Annotated in this window: 18 protein-coding genes and 3 tRNA genes; 9 read left to right on the top strand and 12 right to left on the bottom strand. The window is 51.6% G+C overall.

What is annotated here, in order from left to right; all coding sequences use genetic code 11:
• Positions 1 to 45: 45 nt before the first annotated feature.
• Entirely contained in the window at positions 46 to 2,220 is a 2,175-nt protein-coding gene (locus AC1DUO_RS17125) for a YgiQ family radical SAM protein (protein ID WP_013577126.1), read from the top strand.
• On the opposite strand, the gene rhaM is transcribed toward AC1DUO_RS17125, so the two are convergent.
• The 5 genes from rhaM to rhaB form a co-directional block, all read right to left on the bottom strand.
• On the bottom strand, positions 2,195 to 2,509 hold the full coding sequence (rhaM, locus tag AC1DUO_RS17120) for an L-rhamnose mutarotase (RefSeq protein ID WP_013577125.1): 315 nt from the start codon (positions 2,507 to 2,509) through the stop codon (positions 2,195 to 2,197). The two genes, AC1DUO_RS17125 and rhaM, sit on opposite strands and share 26 nt — an antisense overlap.
• A gap of 223 nt (positions 2,510 to 2,732) precedes the next feature.
• Positions 2,733 to 3,881 (bottom strand): lactaldehyde reductase, encoded by a 1,149-nt coding sequence (gene fucO / locus AC1DUO_RS17115; protein WP_013577124.1) that lies wholly within the window; start codon positions 3,879 to 3,881, stop codon positions 2,733 to 2,735.
• 136 nt (positions 3,882 to 4,017) lie between these two features.
• Positions 4,018 to 4,842: a rhamnulose-1-phosphate aldolase gene (rhaD, locus tag AC1DUO_RS17110; protein WP_013577123.1), complete on the bottom strand. Its 825-nt coding sequence runs from the start codon at positions 4,840 to 4,842 to the stop codon at positions 4,018 to 4,020.
• A gap of 52 nt (positions 4,843 to 4,894) precedes the next feature.
• Positions 4,895 to 6,151, bottom strand: a complete 1,257-nt coding sequence (locus AC1DUO_RS17105; protein WP_013577122.1) for an L-rhamnose isomerase — start codon at positions 6,149 to 6,151, stop codon at positions 4,895 to 4,897.
• Positions 6,148 to 7,632 (bottom strand): rhamnulokinase, encoded by a 1,485-nt coding sequence (gene rhaB / locus AC1DUO_RS17100; protein ID WP_013577121.1) that lies wholly within the window; start codon positions 7,630 to 7,632, stop codon positions 6,148 to 6,150. The genes AC1DUO_RS17105 and rhaB overlap by 4 nt, the downstream gene beginning before the upstream one ends.
• A gap of 340 nt (positions 7,633 to 7,972) precedes the next feature.
• Here rhaB and rhaS point away from each other — a divergent pair, with 340 nt between their 5' ends.
• Positions 7,973 to 8,800, top strand: a complete 828-nt coding sequence (rhaS, locus tag AC1DUO_RS17095; RefSeq protein WP_013577120.1) for an HTH-type transcriptional activator RhaS — start codon at positions 7,973 to 7,975, stop codon at positions 8,798 to 8,800.
• 83 nt (positions 8,801 to 8,883) lie between these two features.
• Positions 8,884 to 9,756: an HTH-type transcriptional activator RhaR gene (rhaR, locus tag AC1DUO_RS17090; RefSeq protein ID WP_013577119.1), complete on the top strand. Its 873-nt coding sequence runs from the start codon at positions 8,884 to 8,886 to the stop codon at positions 9,754 to 9,756.
• Between the two features lie 28 nt (positions 9,757 to 9,784).
• Here rhaR and rhaT read toward each other — a convergent pair whose 3' ends face one another.
• Positions 9,785 to 10,819, bottom strand: a complete 1,035-nt coding sequence (rhaT, locus tag AC1DUO_RS17085; RefSeq protein WP_013577118.1) for an L-rhamnose/proton symporter RhaT — start codon at positions 10,817 to 10,819, stop codon at positions 9,785 to 9,787.
• A gap of 600 nt (positions 10,820 to 11,419) precedes the next feature.
• Positions 11,420 to 12,514, bottom strand: a complete 1,095-nt coding sequence (locus AC1DUO_RS17080) for a GGDEF domain-containing protein (RefSeq protein WP_013577117.1) — start codon at positions 12,512 to 12,514, stop codon at positions 11,420 to 11,422.
• Between the two features lie 303 nt (positions 12,515 to 12,817).
• Between AC1DUO_RS17080 and AC1DUO_RS17075 the strand changes: the two genes are divergently transcribed.
• Entirely contained in the window at positions 12,818 to 13,102 is a 285-nt protein-coding gene (locus AC1DUO_RS17075; RefSeq protein WP_013577116.1) for a DUF1435 domain-containing protein, read from the top strand.
• A gap of 114 nt (positions 13,103 to 13,216) precedes the next feature.
• Here AC1DUO_RS17075 and AC1DUO_RS17070 read toward each other — a convergent pair.
• From AC1DUO_RS17070 to AC1DUO_RS17055, 4 genes are all read right to left on the bottom strand, one after another.
• Positions 13,217 to 13,303, bottom strand: a tRNA-Leu gene (locus AC1DUO_RS17070).
• Between the two features lie 46 nt (positions 13,304 to 13,349).
• Positions 13,350 to 13,435, bottom strand: a tRNA-Leu gene (locus AC1DUO_RS17065).
• A gap of 36 nt (positions 13,436 to 13,471) precedes the next feature.
• Positions 13,472 to 13,557, bottom strand: a tRNA-Leu gene (locus AC1DUO_RS17060).
• A gap of 194 nt (positions 13,558 to 13,751) precedes the next feature.
• Positions 13,752 to 14,690 carry a LysR family transcriptional regulator gene (locus AC1DUO_RS17055; protein ID WP_013577115.1) on the bottom strand — a complete coding sequence of 313 codons (939 nt, stop codon included), beginning with the start codon at positions 14,688 to 14,690 and terminating at the stop codon, positions 13,752 to 13,754.
• Positions 14,691 to 14,815: 125 nt separating this feature from the next.
• Here AC1DUO_RS17055 and AC1DUO_RS17050 point away from each other — a divergent pair, with 125 nt between their 5' ends.
• A complete protein-coding gene (locus AC1DUO_RS17050; protein ID WP_013577114.1) occupies positions 14,816 to 15,808 on the top strand; it encodes an aldo/keto reductase in 993 nt (330 codons plus the stop codon).
• Between the two features lie 4 nt (positions 15,809 to 15,812).
• Here the strand turns inward: AC1DUO_RS17050 and rsmC are convergent, their stop codons facing one another.
• A complete protein-coding gene (gene rsmC, locus AC1DUO_RS17045; protein ID WP_013577113.1) occupies positions 15,813 to 16,859 on the bottom strand; it encodes a 16S rRNA (guanine(1207)-N(2))-methyltransferase RsmC in 1,047 nt (348 codons plus the stop codon).
• 139 nt (positions 16,860 to 16,998) lie between these two features.
• On the opposite strand from rsmC, the gene AC1DUO_RS17040 reads away from it, so the two are divergent.
• The 4 genes from AC1DUO_RS17040 to AC1DUO_RS17025 form a co-directional block, all read left to right on the top strand.
• A complete protein-coding gene (locus AC1DUO_RS17040) occupies positions 16,999 to 17,412 on the top strand; it encodes a DNA polymerase III subunit psi (RefSeq protein WP_013577112.1) in 414 nt (137 codons plus the stop codon).
• Complete coding sequence (rimI, locus tag AC1DUO_RS17035) at positions 17,381 to 17,824, top strand: ribosomal protein S18-alanine N-acetyltransferase (protein ID WP_477988094.1); 444 nt, start codon at positions 17,381 to 17,383, stop codon at positions 17,822 to 17,824. Before AC1DUO_RS17040 ends, rimI begins: the two co-directional genes overlap by 32 nt.
• A gap of 231 nt (positions 17,825 to 18,055) precedes the next feature.
• Entirely contained in the window at positions 18,056 to 18,379 is a 324-nt protein-coding gene (locus AC1DUO_RS17030; protein ID WP_013577110.1) for a helix-turn-helix domain-containing protein, read from the top strand.
• A 2-nt stretch (positions 18,380 to 18,381) separates the two neighbouring features.
• Positions 18,382 to 19,501 (top strand): type II toxin-antitoxin system HipA family toxin (locus tag AC1DUO_RS17025; protein WP_477988093.1); only part of this gene is annotated, 1,120 nt, incomplete at its 3' end.

Raw genomic sequence — 19,501 nt, 5'->3', positions numbered from 1 at the left:
GTATAATTTGCGGCCAATTATTTGCCGCCGAACGAAGACCTTACTATGCCAGTCAGTTTGATCCAACCCGATCGCACCCTGTTTTCTTACCCACGTTACTGGGCCGAATGCTACGGCACTGCGCCGTTTTTCCCGATGACCCGGGAGGAAATGGAACAGCTTGGCTGGGACAGTTGTGATGTGATCGTGGTGACCGGCGATGCCTATGTCGATCATCCGAGTTTCGGCATGGCGATCATCGGCCGCATGCTGGAAGCGCAGGGATTCCGCGTCGGGATCATCGCGCAGCCGGACTGGACCAGCAAAGAAGATTTCATGCGGCTCGGGAAGCCGAATCTGTTTTACGGCGTGACCGCCGGCAATATGGATTCGATGATCAACCGTTATACCGCCGACCGGAAGCTGCGTCATGACGATGCCTATACGCCGGGTAACGTGGGTGGAAAACGTCCAGATCGCGCGACGCTGGTCTACACGCAGCGCTGTAAAGAAGCCTACAGCGATGTACCGGTTTTGCTCGGCGGTATCGAAGCCAGCCTGCGACGTATTGCACATTACGATTACTGGTCCGATACCGTGCGGCGCTCGGTACTGGTGGATTCCAAAGCTGACATGCTGATTTATGGCAACGGCGAAAGGCCGCTGGTGGAAGTGGCRCACCGTCTGGCGGCGGGCGAATCTATCACTGATATTCACGATGTGCGTAACACTGCCGTGATGCGCAAAACGGCGCTTATCGGCTGGAGCGGTGTGGATTCCACGCGGCTCGATAAGCCGGGGCGGATTGAGCCGATCATGAATCCGTACGGTGAGGATTTGCCGTGCTCGGAAGGAGAGTTGCCTGCGCCGGATGCCCCGCAACCGGTAACGGTGCGCGCGCCAAAGCCGAAACCGTGGGAGAAAACCTACGTTCTGTTGCCATCATTTGAAAAAGTGAAGGCCGATAAAGTGCTTTACGCGCATACCTCGCGCATTTTGCATCACGAAACCAATCCTGGCTGTGCGCGTGCCCTGATGCAAAAACACGGTGACCGCTATGTGTGGATCAACCCACCGGCGATCCCGCTGTCGACCGAAGAAATGGACGAAGTGTTTGGCCTGCCGTTCCAGCGCGTACCGCACCCGTCTTACGGCAAAGCGACAATTCCGGCATATGACATGATCCGTTTCTCGATCAATATTATGCGTGGCTGTTACGGCGGTTGTGCGTTTTGTTCGATCACCGAGCATGAAGGGCGGATCATTCAGAGCCGCTCGGAAGCGTCGATCGTCCGCGAAATAGAAGAGATCCGCGACAATGTACCGGGATTCACCGGTGTGATTTCCGATCTGGGTGGCCCGACCGCCAACATGTATATGCTGCGCTGTCAGTCGCCGAAAGCGGAACAAAGTTGCCGCCGTGCGTCCTGTGTGTATCCGGAAATCTGTACGCACATGGACACTAACCATGAACCGACGATCAACCTTTACCGCCGTACGCGCAGCCTGAAGGGCATCAAGAAAATACTGATCGCCTCGGGCGTACGTTACGATCTGGCGGTAGAAGATCCGCGTTATATCAAAGAGCTGGCCGAACATCACGTGGGGGGATATCTGAAGATCGCGCCGGAACATACGGAAGCCGGACCGCTGTCCAAAATGATGAAGCCTGGAATGGGTAGCTATTACCGCTTCAAGGAGCTTTTCGACAGCTATTCCAAACAGGCCGGAAAAGAGCAATATCTGATCCCGTACTTTATCTCCGCACATCCGGGGACACGTACCGAAGACATGATCAACCTGGCGCTGTGGCTGAAGAAAAATCGCTTCCGGCTGGATCAGGTGCAGAACTTTTATCCGTCGCCGCTCGCCAGCGCCACCACCATGTATTACAGCGGCAAGAATCCGCTCGGTAAAGTGGATTATAAAAGTGAAGACGTCGTGGTGCCGAAAGGCGATCGTCAGCGGCGGTTGCATAAAGCCTTGCTGCGCTATCACGATCCGGTGAACTGGCCGGTGATCCGCGAGGCGCTGACCGCGATGGGCATGCGCCGTCTGATTGGCATCCGGCCTGATTGTCTGGTGCCGCCGGACGGTTTTGATCCGAAGTTTGCGGCGTCAGTTTCAGGCAAAGCGAAACCGGCCACCACGCGTTTTACCGCCTCAAAAGCGCAGAATCCGTCTGCCGGAAAAGGAAAACCCTCCGGGCAGAGGGTTAATCGAGGTAAAAGACCGGTTTAAGATCGTTACTGACCGGGCTGTTATCGGCATTGGCAGGCATTACGTCTGCCATATGCTTCCACCATTTCTGGCAGATTTCCGTTTTTGCTACCGCGTTCCATCTTTCTTCTGATTCTATTTCCACATAGCCAAACAGCAGATTACGTTTTTCATCGAGAAAAATGCTGTAGTGATGCGCGCCGTGAGCTTTCAGGGTTTCCGCCAGTTCTGGCCAGATTGGCGAATGACGGCGCTGATATTCATCGTGTGCATTCGCATTAACCTGCATCACGAAGGATTTACGGATCATGTTTTTCTCCGGTTAGATTATCGGGGGGTAGAGGGAAAGCTCCTCCCCCTGCGAAGGGGGAGGCTGGGAGGGGGTTTTAAAGATAAACGCCTCGTCAAAGTACACTTCAACACATTAGCTTTTATTTAATACCCCACCCCAACCCTCCCCTTCGCAGGGGAGGGAGCAGACCGAGCTGTTTTCGTGTTTGCTTTCGCTCTCCCCTTAGGAGGGAGCAAAGAAACTACATTGCTTTCAGATACAACTCGCGCACTTCTTCACGAGTTGCGGTGCGCGGATTGCACGGTGCGCACGGGTCAGCGAGGGCTTTGTCCAGCCAGCCTTCGATATCGGTTTCCTTAATCCCCAGCTCTTTGAAACCGGAAGGAATACCCACGCGGTTGGACAATTTTCGGATAGCGTCAATGGCCGCAATACTGGCCTGTGTTTCGCTGATACCTTGCGTATGCACGCCCATCGCGCGGGCAATATCGGCAAAGCGGTGAGGTGCACTGGCGCGGTTAAACTCTTCGACAACCGGCAGCAAGATGGCATTACAGACGCCGTGCGGCAGATTATGTGTCGCGCCCGGCTGATGCGCCAGTGCGTGAACCAGCCCCAAGCCTGCGCTGTTAAATGCCATACCGGCCAGATATTGTCCCTGCGCCATTTTCTCGCGGGCTTCAATATCATCGCCGTGATCGACTGCTTTTGGCAGCCATTGCGTGATAGTTGAAATCGCGGCGAGCGCGGTCGGATCGGTCAGAGGATGTGCGCCGACAGAAACATAGGCTTCGATGGCGTGGGTCAGCGCATCCATGCCGGTCGCAGCGGTGACACTGGCCGGGATTTTGAGCATAACCGCCGGGTCGTCCACTGCAATATCCGGGATCAGATTGGCGTCGATGATCACTTCTTTCACCTGACGCTGGCTGTCGATGATCACCGCATTGCTGGTGAGTTCTGCGGCTGTGCCCGCTGTGGTATTAATCGCCACCAGGAAGACACCCGGTTTGGTAACTTTGCCGACACCGGAATACATTGTGGCGGGCCCCGGATTGGCGGTCAGAATTTTGATGCCTTTTGCGGTATCAATCGGGCTGCCGCCGCCGAAAGCGATCAGGTAATCGCACTGGTTTTCCTGATACAAACGGAAACCTTCATCAACGTGAGCAGAGGTTGGATTGGGTACCACGCCGCCGTAAATAGCGTAAGGCAGTCCGGCCTGTTTAAGTGCGGAGAATAAACTGTCGAGCAGACCCAGTTCGATTAACTGGCCATCGGTAACGATAAGCGCTTTGCCGTGTTGCTTAGTCGCCAGCATCGCAACCATATCTTCGATTGCGCCCTGACCGTGGAGGCTGATTTTAGGAAGTGCCAACATGAAACTCATAAAAATTCCCTCTATAGAGTAAGTAAAATAGGTGTCCTGTTGTGCGCTGCTCCGCGGTCTTTGCCATTTCCTGCTACGGGAAACATCCACTGTTCCCCGTGCAGGATTTATGAAGTCTGGAGCATAAAGTGCCTGATCAGGCTTTCAGTGCGGCCTCAAAAGGCGTGACGTCAAAACGTTTGCCAAGCGCAATCAGTTCATCGGTCTGGATGGTTTGTTTCATTCCACCCATAGAAATCACTTTCACCAGGATCTCCGCCGATTTTTCAGCGGTGTCGATCAGGCCAAAAGCGTCATCCAGCGTCGGGCCGCAACCGAAGATACCGTGGAATGCCCACAACACCAGGCTGTGATGTTGCATCCGGTCGGAAGTGGCTGCGCCGATACCATCGGTACCCGGCACCATCCACGGCACAATCCCCACGCCGTCGGGGAAGACCACCAGACATTCGGTGCTGCATTCCCACAACTTGCGGGTGATCTTGGCGCTGTCGAGCTCAAGCACGTACGTCAGTGCGATCAGGTTGGTCGCATGGCAATGCATGATCACGCGATCCTGACCGTTGGTGACACGTTTACGCACAGCGTGAGATTGCAGATGTGAGGCCAGTTCAGAGGTTGGCAGACCGCCGGCGGTCAGACCCCACAGGATTTTGTAGCTGGCGCCTTTGTCATCAAGCTGAATAACGGTCAGCGCTTCTGACGGGGCTAATTGCACGTTACGGAAAAACTTACCGGAACCGGTCACGATGAAGTATTCGTTGGCCAGATCAGGCGCATGCTGAGTCAGTTCAACCTGGCGCGGCTGGTCGTAAAAATCATTTTTATAAGGTGCGACGTCTTCCGGTAACAGGCGCATGCTGACGTTGCCGCCGTTACGTTCATCCCAGCCTTTCAACCACATATCGGTGGTCGCTTTGACCATGCCTTGCACAAACCACGAGCTAAATAATGTTTTCATCGGTTCTTTCCTGCGAATAAGGTGAATGCGTTTCTGTTGCTTTCGGCGGCAATTAACGTTTTGCCAGCACGCTGGTTTCGTAATGACGGACGGTATCCAGCCACTGACCGCCAACCGGTACATCGTGACGCTGACAATACATGTCCCACACGGCCTGCCATGGCAGGGATTTTTGCTCTTCCAGCAGAGCCAGGCGTGCGGTGTAATCGCCTTCGGCTTCCAGTTTTTTCAGTAAATCGGTCGGTTCGAGCAGGGCTTTCAGCAGGGCTTTTTTCATGTTGCGGGTGCCGATAACCCAGGCAGCGATGCGGTTGATCGAGGCATCGAAGAAATCCAGACCGATATGAACGCGGTTGAACAGGTCATGGCGCACGATTTCGCTGGCGATGGCCTGCGTTTCGTCGTCCAGCAGAACTACGTGGTCACTGTCCCAGCGTACCGGACGGCTGACGTGCAGCAGCAGGCGCGGCACATACAGCATCGCAGCAGAAATTTTGTCGGAGATCACTTCAGTCGGGTGGAAGTGGCCGGCATCGAGGCACAGCGCAGTGCCGCGGCTGGCAGCGTAACCGAGATAGAATTCGTTTGAGCCGACGGTGTAGCTTTCAGAACCGATGCCGAACAGTTTGCTTTCAACGGCATCGATGTGTTCGGTGATATCAAACTTCTCAGAAATCACTTCATCAAGTGCGCTCATCAGGCGCTGGCGCGGTGCCAGACGATCGACGGTGATGTCTTTCATGCCATCCGGCACCCAGATATTCATCACTGACGGCGTGCCCAGTGCGCGGCCAAATGAGGCAGAGACACGGCGGCTGGCCTGACAATGTTCAATCCAGAACTGGCGAATTTCCGGGTTTGCGTGTGACAGCGTGAAGCCGTCGGCGCTCAGCGGGTGTGAGAAACAAGACGGGTTGAAGTCCAGACCCAGCTTGTTTTTCTTCGCCCAGTCAACCCAGCCGGTGAAGTGCTTAGGTTCAATCTCATTACGGGCAACGGGCTTATCGGACTCCAGATAAATCGCATGCAGATTCAGCCGGTTAGGGCCAGGGATCATGGAGATCGCCAGTTCTAAGTCAGCACGAAGCTGCTGAGCGTTGCGCGCTTTGCCGGGATAATTACCGGTCGCCTGAATACCGCCGGTCAGGTTGCCCTCAGGGTTTTCGAAGCCAGCGACATCATCCCCCTGCCAGCAATGGATAGAAACGGGCAGGGTATCAAGTTGTTTGATTGCAGCTTCGGCATCAATACCCAACTGTGCAAAGCGTTCTTTGGCAAGTGTCCATGCTTGATCGATAGATGAAGTCATACTGCGAGTTCCTCATTGACGTGACAGAGCGCCTGAAAACGGCGCCAGTGAATAGCGAAATCCGCGTGAATACGTGGAATGTAGTGGTGTTGCTCAAAATTCGTGGCAACAATGCGACGAAATTCAGCGGTATCTTTGACGGCGTTTAACGCCATCAGCTGGCAGCCGATATTGCCAAGCGTTGAAGCTTCCACCGGGCCTGCGCTGACGCTGACCTGACAGACATCAGCACAAAGCTGATTCAGGAACTGGTTCTGACTGCCGCCGCCAACGATGTGGATATCTTCCAGCGGTGTCCCTTGTAAATCAGCAAGTTGCAAGGCGATTTTGCGATACAACATGGCAAGGCTGTCGAAAATACAACGCGCCAGTTCAGCTGGCGACTCTGGCACCGGATCACCCGCCTGACGACAGGCATCGCGAATGGCATCCACCATAGAGGGGGGATTGATAAAACGATCTTCGTTCGGGTTAATCAGATAAGTGAACGGCGTGACGTTTTTAGCCAGCGTGATTAATGACGGTAAATCCTGGATGTTCAGTTCGCGGCAAACCCGCTGGAACAGCCATAAGCCCATGATATTGCGCAACACCCGATAGCTGCCGTCGATACCGCCTTCGTTGGTGATATTGTCGTGGAGTGCCTGGGCATGGTTAAAAGCGTGCGGGCTTTCAATGCCCATCAGCGACCAGGTGCCGGAACTGAGATAGGCGCTGTGTGAACTGGTCAGCGGGGCGGCAACCACCGCGCTGGCGGTATCGTGCGTTGCGACGCTGAATACCGGTACGCTGCGTCCGCGAGGGCTTTTCCACAGTCCCGGGGAGTTACCCGGCTGTGTAGGTTTTTGCAACCAGCGGCGCGGCACACCTGCAAGTTTCAGCAAATCTTCATCCCAGTCACCGGTGGCGAGATTGAGCATCTGTGTGGTGCTGGCGTTGGTGTATTCCCAGTTCAGTTTTCCGGTGAGGCGGTAAAGGAAATAATCCGGGATCATCAGCATGTGGGCTGCTTTACTGACGATTTCAGGCTGTTGTTCGCTCAGCGCGCGCAACTGGTAAAGTGTGTTAAACGGCATGAATTGAATGCCGGTTTTCTGGTACAAATTCTCGCGGCCAAACTGCTGTTCCATCCGCGCCATCACGCCTTCCGTGCGGTTGTCACGATAAGCAACCGGCAAGCCGACCCGCTGCCCCTGTGCATCAAGCAGGACATAATCCACTCCCCAGGTATCAATCCCGATACCGTCAAGCTGAACGCCGGACGCGTCGAGGCGATTCAGCCCTTCAAGTATGTGTTTCTCCAGCGCATCAAGGTCCCAGGTATCGTGGCCATCAACGCGGATCAGGTTATTAGGAAAACGGTGGATTTCTTTCAGTGTCAGCGTCGCTGCCGGATCGGGATCCTGACGGGTAAACGTCGCCAGCATCACCCGGCCGCTGGAAGCGCCGAGGTCAATAGCGGCAAGATGGTGTGTTCTCATAGCGGCCATTCCTTATTGAATATGTGGCCAGTGTAGGGGAGGCGCCTGAGGGACACCTTCCGGTGATTGCCACCGGTTTTGGCGGGATGGCAGCATTAAAAAGGTAGATGCGAGGCAGATCACATAACGGTTCAAAGCTGGCTGAAACAGGGTTTTGCCGCGCCGGAGTAAACCGGAATACGCGATTGTGATCTTTACCGCAGATCTGCATCACGACAGGCTGAATCTTTGAAATATGACCGTTTATGGCGCTTTTGCTGCCGTGGTTTGAAGGCAAAAACGCAGGGCGCAGGGTAGGGTTGGTTCCCGAAGCACAAGGATTTTGAACCGGAGGTGATACATGACGTTACTGAGAGGTGATGATTATTTTGCGGCACCTGAGCTGACTGTGACGGTTGAGCGGCGGCTTCCGCAAGATGTATTCCCGGAGCACTACCATGATTTCCACGAAATTATGCTGGTGGAAAGCGGATCGGGTGTGCATATCTTCAATGACAACCCTTATACACTGACGGCCGGTACGGTCTGTTTTGTGCGCGCCAGCGATCATCATCTGTTTGAAAATGTGGATAACCTGCGGCTGACCAATGTGCTGTTCCGCTCGCCGAAGGCGTTCCGGTTCATTCAGGACGTCGGCCACTTCCTTCCTCAGGAACATCACTATCAGTCACAGGTCCACTGGCAGCTCAGTCCGTGCGTGCTTCAGCAGGTACTGAACTGCATCACCCAGCTTGCAGCGTTGCCTGACAGTGTTGAAATGGAACACATCGCGACCCGTGAAAGTCTGTTTTTACAACTGCTGATCCTGCTTTATCAGGACTGTTTCCAGTCACAATTGCGAGATACCTCGGAAAACAGGGTCAATCAACTTTTGCAATGGCTCCAGTCGCATTACAGTGAGGACGTCAACTGGACCGAGGCTGCAGAACGTTTTTCGCTGGCGCTGAGAACATTACATCGTCAGATGAAGCATTACACCGGCATGACGCCACAGCGGTATCTCAACCGACTGAGGTTGCTGGAGGCGCGCCGTCGTTTACATCATAGCGATCAAAGTATTACCGACATCGCCTATGCCTGCGGCTTCAGTGACAGTAACCACTTCTCGACACAGTTTCGTCGGGAGTTTTCGGTGTCGCCAAAACTCATGCGTGATCAGTTGCGTTAAACGGCACCTCTCGCGGTTTCCGGTATTCTTACCTGAGAACTGCCTCGTTTATTTTGTCGTCAAACGGGTTTGAGATTGCATCTATGTCATTGAAATTGAATAAAAATGACTTCTTCCTGACCAAAATGAATTCGGTCGTGGTGGCTGAACGTCACCCGCAGGCCGACTTTCCGAGTCATGACCATGATTTTGATGAACTGGTCATTGTCTGGCGCGGTAATGGTCTGCATGTCTGGAACGACATCCCTTATCCCATCACCTGTGGTGACTTGTTTTATATTAATTCGCGGGACCGGCATAGCTATGAGTCAGTCAATGAACTGGCACTGGATAATGTGCTGTTTTGCCGTGAGCGTTTCGGGCTGGCAGCCGACTGGTCGCAATTATTACCGGGTGAAAATGTCAGCCAGGAACAACGTTACTGGCGTTTAAGTACGCTTGGCATGGCGGTTTTGCGCGATAAAGTGGATGAGCTTGCTAAAGAGTGTATGAAATCGGAGCCGCTTTCGATCCAGCTGAGTGAAGCCCTGTTGATGCAACTGGCACTGTTGTTACTGCGTTTTCGTCAGCGGCCGGACAGTGGCGCGTTACCGGATGCGCATCAGCTGGATCTATTGCTGATGGCTCTGCGGGCAAATATCTCCGCTCCCTTCCATCTTGAAACGTTTTGTCTGCAACATCAGCTCAATCCGCGTGCTTTACGTTCGCTGTTCAAGCAGTACACCGGCATGAGCGTGACCCATTATTTACGTCAGTTGAGGCTTTGCCGGGCGATGAGTTTGCTGCGCTACGGCAACATGACGATCAGTGACGTGGCCGCTGAATGCGGCTTTGATGACAGTAACTATTTTTCTGTGGTGTTCAGTCGTGCAAGTGGTGTTTCGCCGCGGGACTACCGGCAGCGTTTTACACAGCAGACCGGCAAAATCCTTTTATCCTCAACGACAGCAGAATAAGTTCTGCTGTCGTTGAGAAACGTAACGCTTACAGTGCCATACCCAGACCGACAATATTCGCCGCCAGAATAATCACCAGCGCACCGATACAAAGAACGCGTACTGGTTTTTTGCCTACCCCGAGCCATTCTTTCAGCACCAGACCGACGATGCCTCCGCACAATACGTAGAAACTCATATGCAGCATCCAGCTCATGTAATCATATTCTGCAGGGATGCTGGCATGGCCCCAGGCGTAGAAGAAGAACTGCAGATACCACATCACGCCGCCAATAATGGAAAAGACCGCATTGGTGAGCAGCAGGGATTTCGCCACCGACATATCGGCGCGCAAAGAGATGGTTTTACGTGTTGCCAGACGGATAAAGCAGAAACCGAGGTTAACGACCGCACCGCCGCCCATAATCACCACATAACTTGGCAGGGCAACGTACAACGGATCAATCCCGAGTTCGCGTGCTGCTTCGTGCATTGGCACCGCAGCGCTCATGGCGAAAGACATCCCTGCGGAGAAAATCCCGCACATTACAGCCAGAATCAGCCCTTTTCGCAGATTGAACTCTTCAGCTTTAATGCCCAATGCTTTTTCTTTCAGGAAACCCGCATAGCTGACAATTGCCACACCGATGACCGCAACAAATACGCCGAGCAGGGTAAGCTGGCCACCTGTTGTGCCAAACAGCATGCCAATTTTGCCCTGCAAAACAGGCGTCATCAGCGTCCCGATAATCAGGGTAATGCCGATGGCGATGCCTATCCCCATCGACATACCGAGGTAGCGCATGGTCAGGCCGTAGTTGATGTTACCGATGCCCCACATGGCRCCAAACAGGAAAATGGGCAGCAGGGTCGCAAAACTGAATGAACCGTAATAGGCCCAGAAATCAGGCAACAGCACGTAGCTGACCGCCCACGGCAAAATGATCCAGGAAAAGAAGCCGCCAAGCGACCACATGGTTTCCCATGACCAATGTTTAACTTGTTTGAATGGCGCATAGAAGCAAGCTGCGCTGGCTGCTCCTATCAGATGCCAGATAATCCCTAACACTATCGAACTGTTCATACACTGGACCTTTTATTATGTAGAGTGATGAGATAAACAAAAGCGCTGCTGTTAACTGATCCTTCAGAAACATGAGCAGCGGGTGGCGGTAGTGTAAGAAGTGTCCGGTAGTGGAGCCTTCCGGTCAGTGCCACAGAGAAATCAGCGCTGGCACTCGCCGGAAGATGAACATGAGTCAGTTCACAAATCCAGTAAGAGAATTAATAATTACATTAAATCAACAAACTAGGACATTTTTAGAGACTTTTTAGAGACAAAGGGATTGTGGTTGCAGAAGAGGTCGATAGCGGGTGGGAAATGGACTCAAGACGTCTTTTAGGATTATTTTTATCTGTGCTTATTTCGTGGTGAAGCGGACGCGTGCAGGCATATTTAAGTAGATTTAAAAAGTTGAAAAGTAACAGGGATTAGTAACATTCATTATAGTAAACAAGTTTCTTTACTTTCAGCCAGAACCATTAATCTGGCTGAAAGTTGAATGATTATGCAGTGAAAATGAATGACGGCTTTCTTTATGACGAACCGGTAAAACGCTGAACATTGTTCGCAAAAATTAATAACAATAAGTGTGTTGTTATTAATACTATATATAAATCATCGTCAGGCTATTTTTTCTTCCACGGCTTGCTGTATCTCCTGGGTCTCTTCCCAGGCATAAAATATTTTATTACGGCCGCTGTTTTTTGCGTTATAGAGTGAGGCATCGGCTTTACCTAAAGCCTTAATAAAGTCACCGTCCTCCAGCGCAGCCAGCCCGGCACTTACCGTGACGTGGGTGGAGACCTCAACATTAAACAAATGCGGGATATTCAGCCCGAGGACTTTATTCTGGATACGCTCTGCCATGCGAACCGCGTGTTCCTGTTTAACGTTGGACATCAGTACCAGGAACTCTTCTCCACCATAACGGACAACCACATCCCGCGAGCGCACTGCATCGCGGATAGCGGCAGAGACACGCACCAATGCCTGATCGCCCATCGTGTGGCCATAGTTGTCGTTATAGGCTTTGAAATGGTCGATATCGAGCAGCATAACGTAGTGCCCTGAATCCTGATTAAACAGTGTTTCCAGCTTATTCTGCAAACCCCGGCGGTTGTAAAGACCGGTCAGCGGATCGAGCATACTCAGGTCGCTGAATTTTTCCCGTTCGCTGTAGAGATTGGACACCATTCTGCGCGTAAATTCATCGCTGCGTTTGAGCATCAGATGATGCAGCCAAAGGCCAATCAGCGGCAATGAGACGGTAAATAAGATGCGCTCGACATGTTGGAAATCGTCTAAGAAGATGACGCAAAGAGTAGAAGGTACTGCATGCAGGCAAAAAGCCAGAAAATTATCTGATAAAGCGATGGCACTGATAAAGAATATACTGAGCAAGCTGACTAAAAGATAATTTTTATCCAGATGGCCGATTTCTTCAAAGCGTAAGGTTATTTGCCAGGCCCATAACAGCCCGACGGCGACTGAACACATATTAAGATGGGCAGAGTAATTTTTCTTACTGAAAAAAGAAAATATCAGCCCTGAAAAACAAAGCACAAAAATCAGCACCAACGGAAATGGCGTAGAAACTGCATTCTCTGGCGGGTAAGCCATAGAAAATAATGCAGTTGCACTATTTAAAAAAAAGAATAGCAACATCGCCAGCCGATGTTTGCTTTTAAGCAGCTCATCATAGGAATGAGATATCATCAAATTTACTCTATTTAGCGTGTGTTGTTCTGAATAGATAAAGTGTCTTATCGCCCTATACCGCGTAATTATTCCATGCAGGAAGGCTAATAGTTCTAATATGTAATTATTAGAACGCAATAAAATGTTGTTTTTATAGTGACTGTCTTAATTGAGGCTGTACTAATGTGGTTTAACTGCCACAAAACTAACACTTTTGCGGTCAGGTGTCACCCAAACGAAGGGGGGGACTGTAAATAGGTGGTAAATGAGAAAAAATCCTATATGATATTAGTTCTCATTACCATTATTTGGAGCAAGGTTATGATACCAGCAATGGCCATTGCATGTGGCATCTGGGCGGTTGTGTGGATGTTTGGCAAACGTCTTACCAGCGGTTGGGGCGTATTGTTGCCTTGTGCACTGATGCCGCTGCTTGCCCTGACGCATATGTCGCTCGATCAGTTACGTGTGCTGATAGTCGTTGCAATGCTGATCACGCTGGGCATGCTGTTCCACCGTACGTTGCGACACTATATGTTGCTGCCATCATTTATGGCGCTGGCAGGAAGTCTGGCTGCGGTAACGTTGAATTTTAGTTTGTTGTAATAAAAGGATTTTTTAAGATGAAAAACAGGAAACACAGTAAAGCTGCGGGTCTTTTCTATTTTTTGAAACTGAAAGAAGTATTGCAGGAAGGAAAAACTGAGGAACAGAATCACGTGGTGCGAAGAGAGGGACTTGAACCCTCACGTCCGTAAGGACACTAACACCTGAAGCTAGCGCGTCTACCAATTCCGCCACCTTCGCACAGATGATTTCTGCTTACTGCTGGATTCGATTTATATCACCGGAGTGGTGCGAAGGGAGGGACTCGAACCCTCACATCCAAAGGACACTAACACCTGAAGCTAGCGCGTCTACCAATTCCGCCACCATCGCGTACCGTGCCGTGCAATATAAATCTTGTGATTGTATTGGTGCGAAGGGAGGGACTCGAACCCTCACATCCAAAGGACACTAACACCTGAAGCTAGCGCGTCTACCAATTCCGCCACCATCGCGTTCCAATTGATTACTGTGTTGACGCATTCATCGGAATGTCATCAGCAAGTAACACAACCACGGGGGCGAATTCTAGAGATTTTCCCACAGGCGTCAATAGTTATTTCCCCCATTTCGGACGTTTGATGTAAAAAACAGCATATTCGTGGTGAATGGTTCAATGTCTCAGAACGTCGTCAGGTTAATCGATGGTTTAATCAACGATTTTTCCCATAATGAGGTTCTTACACACCGGGTCAGCAGGGCTGGAAAACAGCGCGATCAGCCAGTCCAGCAGCACGCGGATCCTCGGGGCCAGGAAGCGGCCGGGCGGATACATAATGTACAGCGGCATTGGCGGCGGAAGATGCTGATGCAGTACTTCCACCAGTTCGCCCTGTGCCAGTTCCTGCGTCATCGCCAGTTCCGAGGCCTGAATCAGCCCAAAACCCGCTTTTGCGGCGGCGACGTAGGCGTCGGCGCCGCTGACGGTCAGCGTGCTGGCAAGTTGTCGCTTTTCGATCTTTCCGTCTGTCACGAATTCCAGATGTGAATCTGCCCGCTGATGGGCAAAAAAATAGCCCACGGCGTGATGTGCGGTGAGATCTTCCGGTGTCTGCGGCGTACCAAATTTGGCTAAATATTCCGGCGATGCGCAGGTGATTTGTTTCAGGTCTGTCAGATGGCGCGACTGCAGATTGTCATCTTCCGAAGGCCATGCACGCACCACGCAATCCACCCCCTGATCGAGCAGATTGATGGCGTTGTCATTGGCACTGACACTCAGGGTTATCTGCGGATAGCGCTGGTAAAACGTCGGCAGCGCGGGGATCACCATCACGCGCGCCAGAGAATGCGGCATGTCGATGCGGACAATGCCAGCTGGCTGGTTTTTGTGATGCGCAAAAAGGGCGTCAGATTCTTCCAGCGCTGAGATCAATTGCAGGCAGCGTTGATAATAGATTTTGCCTTCATCGGTGATTTTGACCTGCCGTGTCGTGCGCAGAAACAAGCGGACACCCAGTCGCTGTTCCAGACGTTTCAGGGTCGTACTGACCGTGGCGCGTGGCACATTAAGGTCTTCCGCAGCCCGGCTGAAACTTTCCAGTTCGGCAATGCGGATGAAGATTTTCATCGCCTGAATTTGATCCATACTGTTCTCAATGATTGTTTGCGATTTATGAACAGTGTTGCACGTTTTCGCTGATTTATCTTTCCTGAAAGAACAACCAAACTTTATCCCGTTACTTCTCCTCTCTGTGTCATAAGGAAAATCCGATGAAACAACGTCAGCTGGGTAAAAAGGGTCCGATGGTGTCAGCGCTGGGGCTAGGTTGCATGGGCATGAGCGACTTCTATACCACCGGTCTGGATGATAAAGAATCGATGGCAACGCTGGAGCGTGCGCTGGAACTGGGCGTCACGATGCTGGATACCGCCGACATGTATGGCCCGCATACCAATGAAGAACTGCTGGGGCGTTTCCTGAAAGGGCGTCGCAATCAGGTTTTTTTAGCCACCAAATTCGGTATTGTGCGTGATCCGTCCCATCCGCAGGTGCGGGGTACAAACGGCCATCCGGACTATGTCCGCAAATCGGTAGAAGGCAGCCTGAAGCGTCTGGGGACCGACGTTATCGACCTCTATTATCAGCACCGTCCGGATCCGACGGTGCCGGTCGAAGAAACCATCGGCGCGCTCTCCGATCTGGTGCGGGAAGGCAAGATCCGTTATATCGGGCTGAGCGAAGTGCCTGTGAGCATTCTGGAACGGGCGCATAAAGTGCATCCGGTCACCGCGCTGCAAACCGAATATTCGCTCTGGTCACGTGATGTGGAAGCCGATATTTTACCGGCGTGTGAGCGTCTGGGGATTGGTTTTGTGCCTTACAGCCCGCTGGGTCGGGGTTTTCTGACCGGACAAATCCGTTCAGTGGACGATCTGGATTTGGATGATTACCGCCGCGACAGCCCGCGTTTTCAGGGGGACAACTTCGCGAAAAATCTGCAACTGGCGGAGAAAATCAGTGAACTGGCGCAGGAGAAAGGGGTGAAACCCTCGCAGCTGGCGCTGGCGTGGGTATTATCGCAAAGCGATAACATAGTGCCGATCCCTGGCACCAAACATCGTCATTATCTTGAGGAAAACATCGCCGCGCTTGATGTCTCCCTGAGTGAAGCCGAAATCGCGGCGATCGAAGCAGTGTTTCCTTTCCGCGTGGCAGCGGGTGATCGCTACAACGCGGAACTGATGCGTTTCCTCAACGTCTGACTGATTAACGTTTTTTCTTTTTCAGATCGCGCGGCGGACGTCCACGTACGGCCCGGTACACTTTGAAGCGGCCGTTTTGTGCCAGCACTTCGTGGCTGCCAAAGGCGTCATCAAGCAGGGCGGCATAAGGCAGGAAGGCGTTCGCCACAATGCGCAGTTCGCCGCCGATGTTCAGATGGCTTACCGCACCACGGATCAACTGCTCCGCCGCTGTCAGACTGGTTTGCAGACCTTCATGGAATGGCGGGTTGGAGATGATCATATCGAAACGCCCGGCAATGTCGGAATAGACATTGCTGGCAATGACTTCGCCCGGCAGATCGTTTGCCGCCAGTGTGGCGCGGCTGGCTTCGATAGCGGCCGCACTCACATCACTTAGCGTGATTTTCATCTTCGGCGAGTACATGGCCAGTACCGAGGCCAGTACCCCGGCACCACAGGCAACATCCAGCACTTTACCTTTAACCGGCTCTTCGAAACTGTTGATCAGCAACAGGCTTCCGCTGTCCAGACCTTCACGGCTGAATACGCCTGGCAGGGTTTTTATGGTCACTTCTTCGACCATGTACTGATCCCACCAGCCGTCAGCATCAAACTCAGGCTGCTTTTCCAGACGGCCATGGTACAAACCGCAACGACGTGCACTGTCGACTTTACTCAGTTCGCACAGGCCTTCCAGCGTGGTTTCCCCGCTGCGAACGCCACTGCGGTTTTCACCGATGACAAACACATCAATGCCGACCGGTAAGTGTGACAGTAAGTTGAACAGCTGGAATTTCGCTTCCAGTTTGCTCTTTGGCCAGTAATAGACGAGCACATCACACGGCGCGATGAATTCAGCATCAGCAACTAAGCCAAACTGAACGTTATCTCCCAGCGCTTTGCTGAGCATCTGCCAGTGGTGATACATATTGGTGTGGACGCGAACTTCTTCGGCGTCAATTTCAGCTGGCAGGCTGTCTTGTAAGTCACCGGCGAACAGGACGCGGCGGCCTTCAAATTCTTCGCTATGGCGCAGTATGACTTCACTGGCCGGAGTTAATGCAGACATCAGGGTGAGGCTCCTCAGGAATGAACGCGGGATTATATACTCTTCGTCTCTGATTGAGTAATCGAGCTTTATTGGCGCATGTTCGATGTGTTTGCTAGCATAGCCGGGCTTTTCGCACTTCAACCGGCAGGGATCAGGCATGGCATCCAGACGAGATACATTATTACAACAGCTGGGCATTACCCAGTGGACGCTGCGCCGGCCTGCTGTATTACAAGGCGAAGTGGCAGTCAGTCTGCCCGCGGGAACTAAATTGCTGATCGTCGCCGCCGTTCCGCCAGCAGAAGATGATCCGCTGGTCAGCGATGTTTTGCGCAGCCTGACGCTAAAAGAATCAGAAGTTTACCGCCTGACGCCTGAACAGGTCACTATGTTACCTGAAGATACCCGCTGCAATATCTGGCGACTGGGGGTAAGCGAACCGCTGACTCTCACTGGCCCGCAGCTCTCCACTCCGGCCCTGGCCGAACTCTATCAAGACGCCGGCGCCAAACGCGCGCTCTGGCAGCAGATCTGTGAAAATGAACAACATTTCTATCCTGACGCCCGCTGATCTTCCCCGCGCATTCGCCATCGAACAAGCCAGTCATGCCTTTCCGTGGACTGAAAATACGCTTGCCAGCAATCAGGGCGAACGCTATCTGAATCTCAAAATCATGCAGGGCGAAGTGATGGCTGGTTTTGCGATCACTCAAATTGTTCTCGACGAAGCCACACTGTTTAATATCGCTATCGATCCGGCTTTTCAGCGTCAGGGCTTAGGCCGTACGTTGCTGGAAGAAGTGATACAACAACTTGAACAGAAAGATGTTTTTACATTATGGCTTGAAGTTCGTGCCTCCAACGCCAAAGCGATCGCGCTCTATGAAAGCCTCGGTTTTAATGAACTTTCCATTCGCCGTAATTACTATCCCGCCGCACAAGGCCGCGAAGATGCCATCATGATGGCGCTGCCGCYGGGGTGATACCGTAACAACATCTCATTTACTGTAATTTATACTATTTACATCCAATTAGTTGTATTCCGCCAAAATTACAATTAAAAAGGTGTAATTCATTATATTTACAGTTAAAGAGTTGTAATTAAAATTATTTACAGCAAATTAAGTGTAAATTTTAATTATTACAATTAATGTGTTGTTAAATAACCCGAAAAACAGCTATTTTGTTGTAAGTAGTCTGTCAGGAGATAGCTAATGAGAACTCTCAATGAATTGCCGACCTTATTAAAACAAAGGCGCCGGCAGTTAGGGCTGAGCCAACAAGATATGCGTATGAGAACGGGTATGACTCAGCAGCAGTATCAGAAAATTGAAGCGGGTGCGGATCCCCGTCTTTCAACGTTACTGAGGATCCTGGAAGGCATGGAGCTGGAACTCATGTTGGTGCCGCGTCAGCGTGTACAAGAGATTAAAGAGCTGCTTGATTCGACAATTAGTAACGGTAACCGCCCATCTGAGCCGGAGCCAGAGAGTCTTAACAATGATTGGGATGACATCTTAAGTGATTTAAAGGAGTAAACATGGAGAAGCTGGTGGAGTCAGTCGAGGCTTTAGCACTGTATCTTGATGAGCAGTGTGTAGGGGTTTTAGCACATTATGCGGGCAGCCGAAATATCCTATCTTTTGCCCCGGAGTATCTTGAACTACCCATCAGTCAGCGTCCCGTTTTTACATTGACGCAAAAAGTGCGGGCAGAATATCTCAATAAGCCGCTTATCAGTTTTCACAAGCTTCCCCCGGTTCTTTCAAATTTGTTGTCAGAAGGCGCATTGCGAGAATGGATGGCGTTGACGTTGAAAGTCCATCATGACGATGAGTTCCCATTACTGGCCTATGCCGGTAATAACCTGCCCGGTGGGATAACCGCCGTGCCACTTAAGGGGGGCGAAATACCTGGCTGGGCGCTGACATCTCGTGGCGACAAACTGGAAGCCGTTCAAATTGATGTTTTGCATAGCACCGACAAATTTTCTCTGGCAGGTGTTCAGATGAAGTTCTCTGCATTACGACAAGATGGCCGTTTCAACGTGAGTACGGCTGTCGGGGGAGACAGTTGGATTATCAAAACTCCGTCAACGGCACATCGTGCAGTGCCTGAGAATGAATTTAGTGCGATGAAATTAGCGCAGGTAATCGGTGTCAATATCCCTGAGATTAAGCTTGTCGAGCTCCGAAATTTGGTCAATTTACCTGATATCCCTTTACCTGATGAGCCTTATGCTTACGCGATTCGTCGCTTTGACCGTACGGACGAAGGGCGCGTGCATACTGAGGATTTTGCACAGATTTTTCAGGTTTATGCGCGGAATAAATATAAGGGCTATAGCTACGACGATATTGGTCGTGCTCTTTATAGAGTCGGTGCAGGAGGAATCATCGATATTCAGCAGATGGCGCGCCGGATGTTGGCGAACATTTTAGTGGCGAATGGGGATGCCCATCWAAAAAACTGGACGGTGATCTACCCCAATCGAGTGGACGCTGTCCTTTCACCTGCCTATGACATTGTTTCTACCAAACCCTACGTTAAGAGGGAAGATGGTGTGGCTTTGAATATGGCAAAAGAAAAACGATGGAGTGTGATTAATATGCAGACCTTCAAGCGCTGGGCTGAAAGAATTGGTGTACCWTGGTCTGCCG

It is taken from the genome of Rahnella sp. P4_A8 (assembly GCF_056402435.1).
This window is presented reverse-complemented; position numbering and strand designations above follow the sequence as displayed.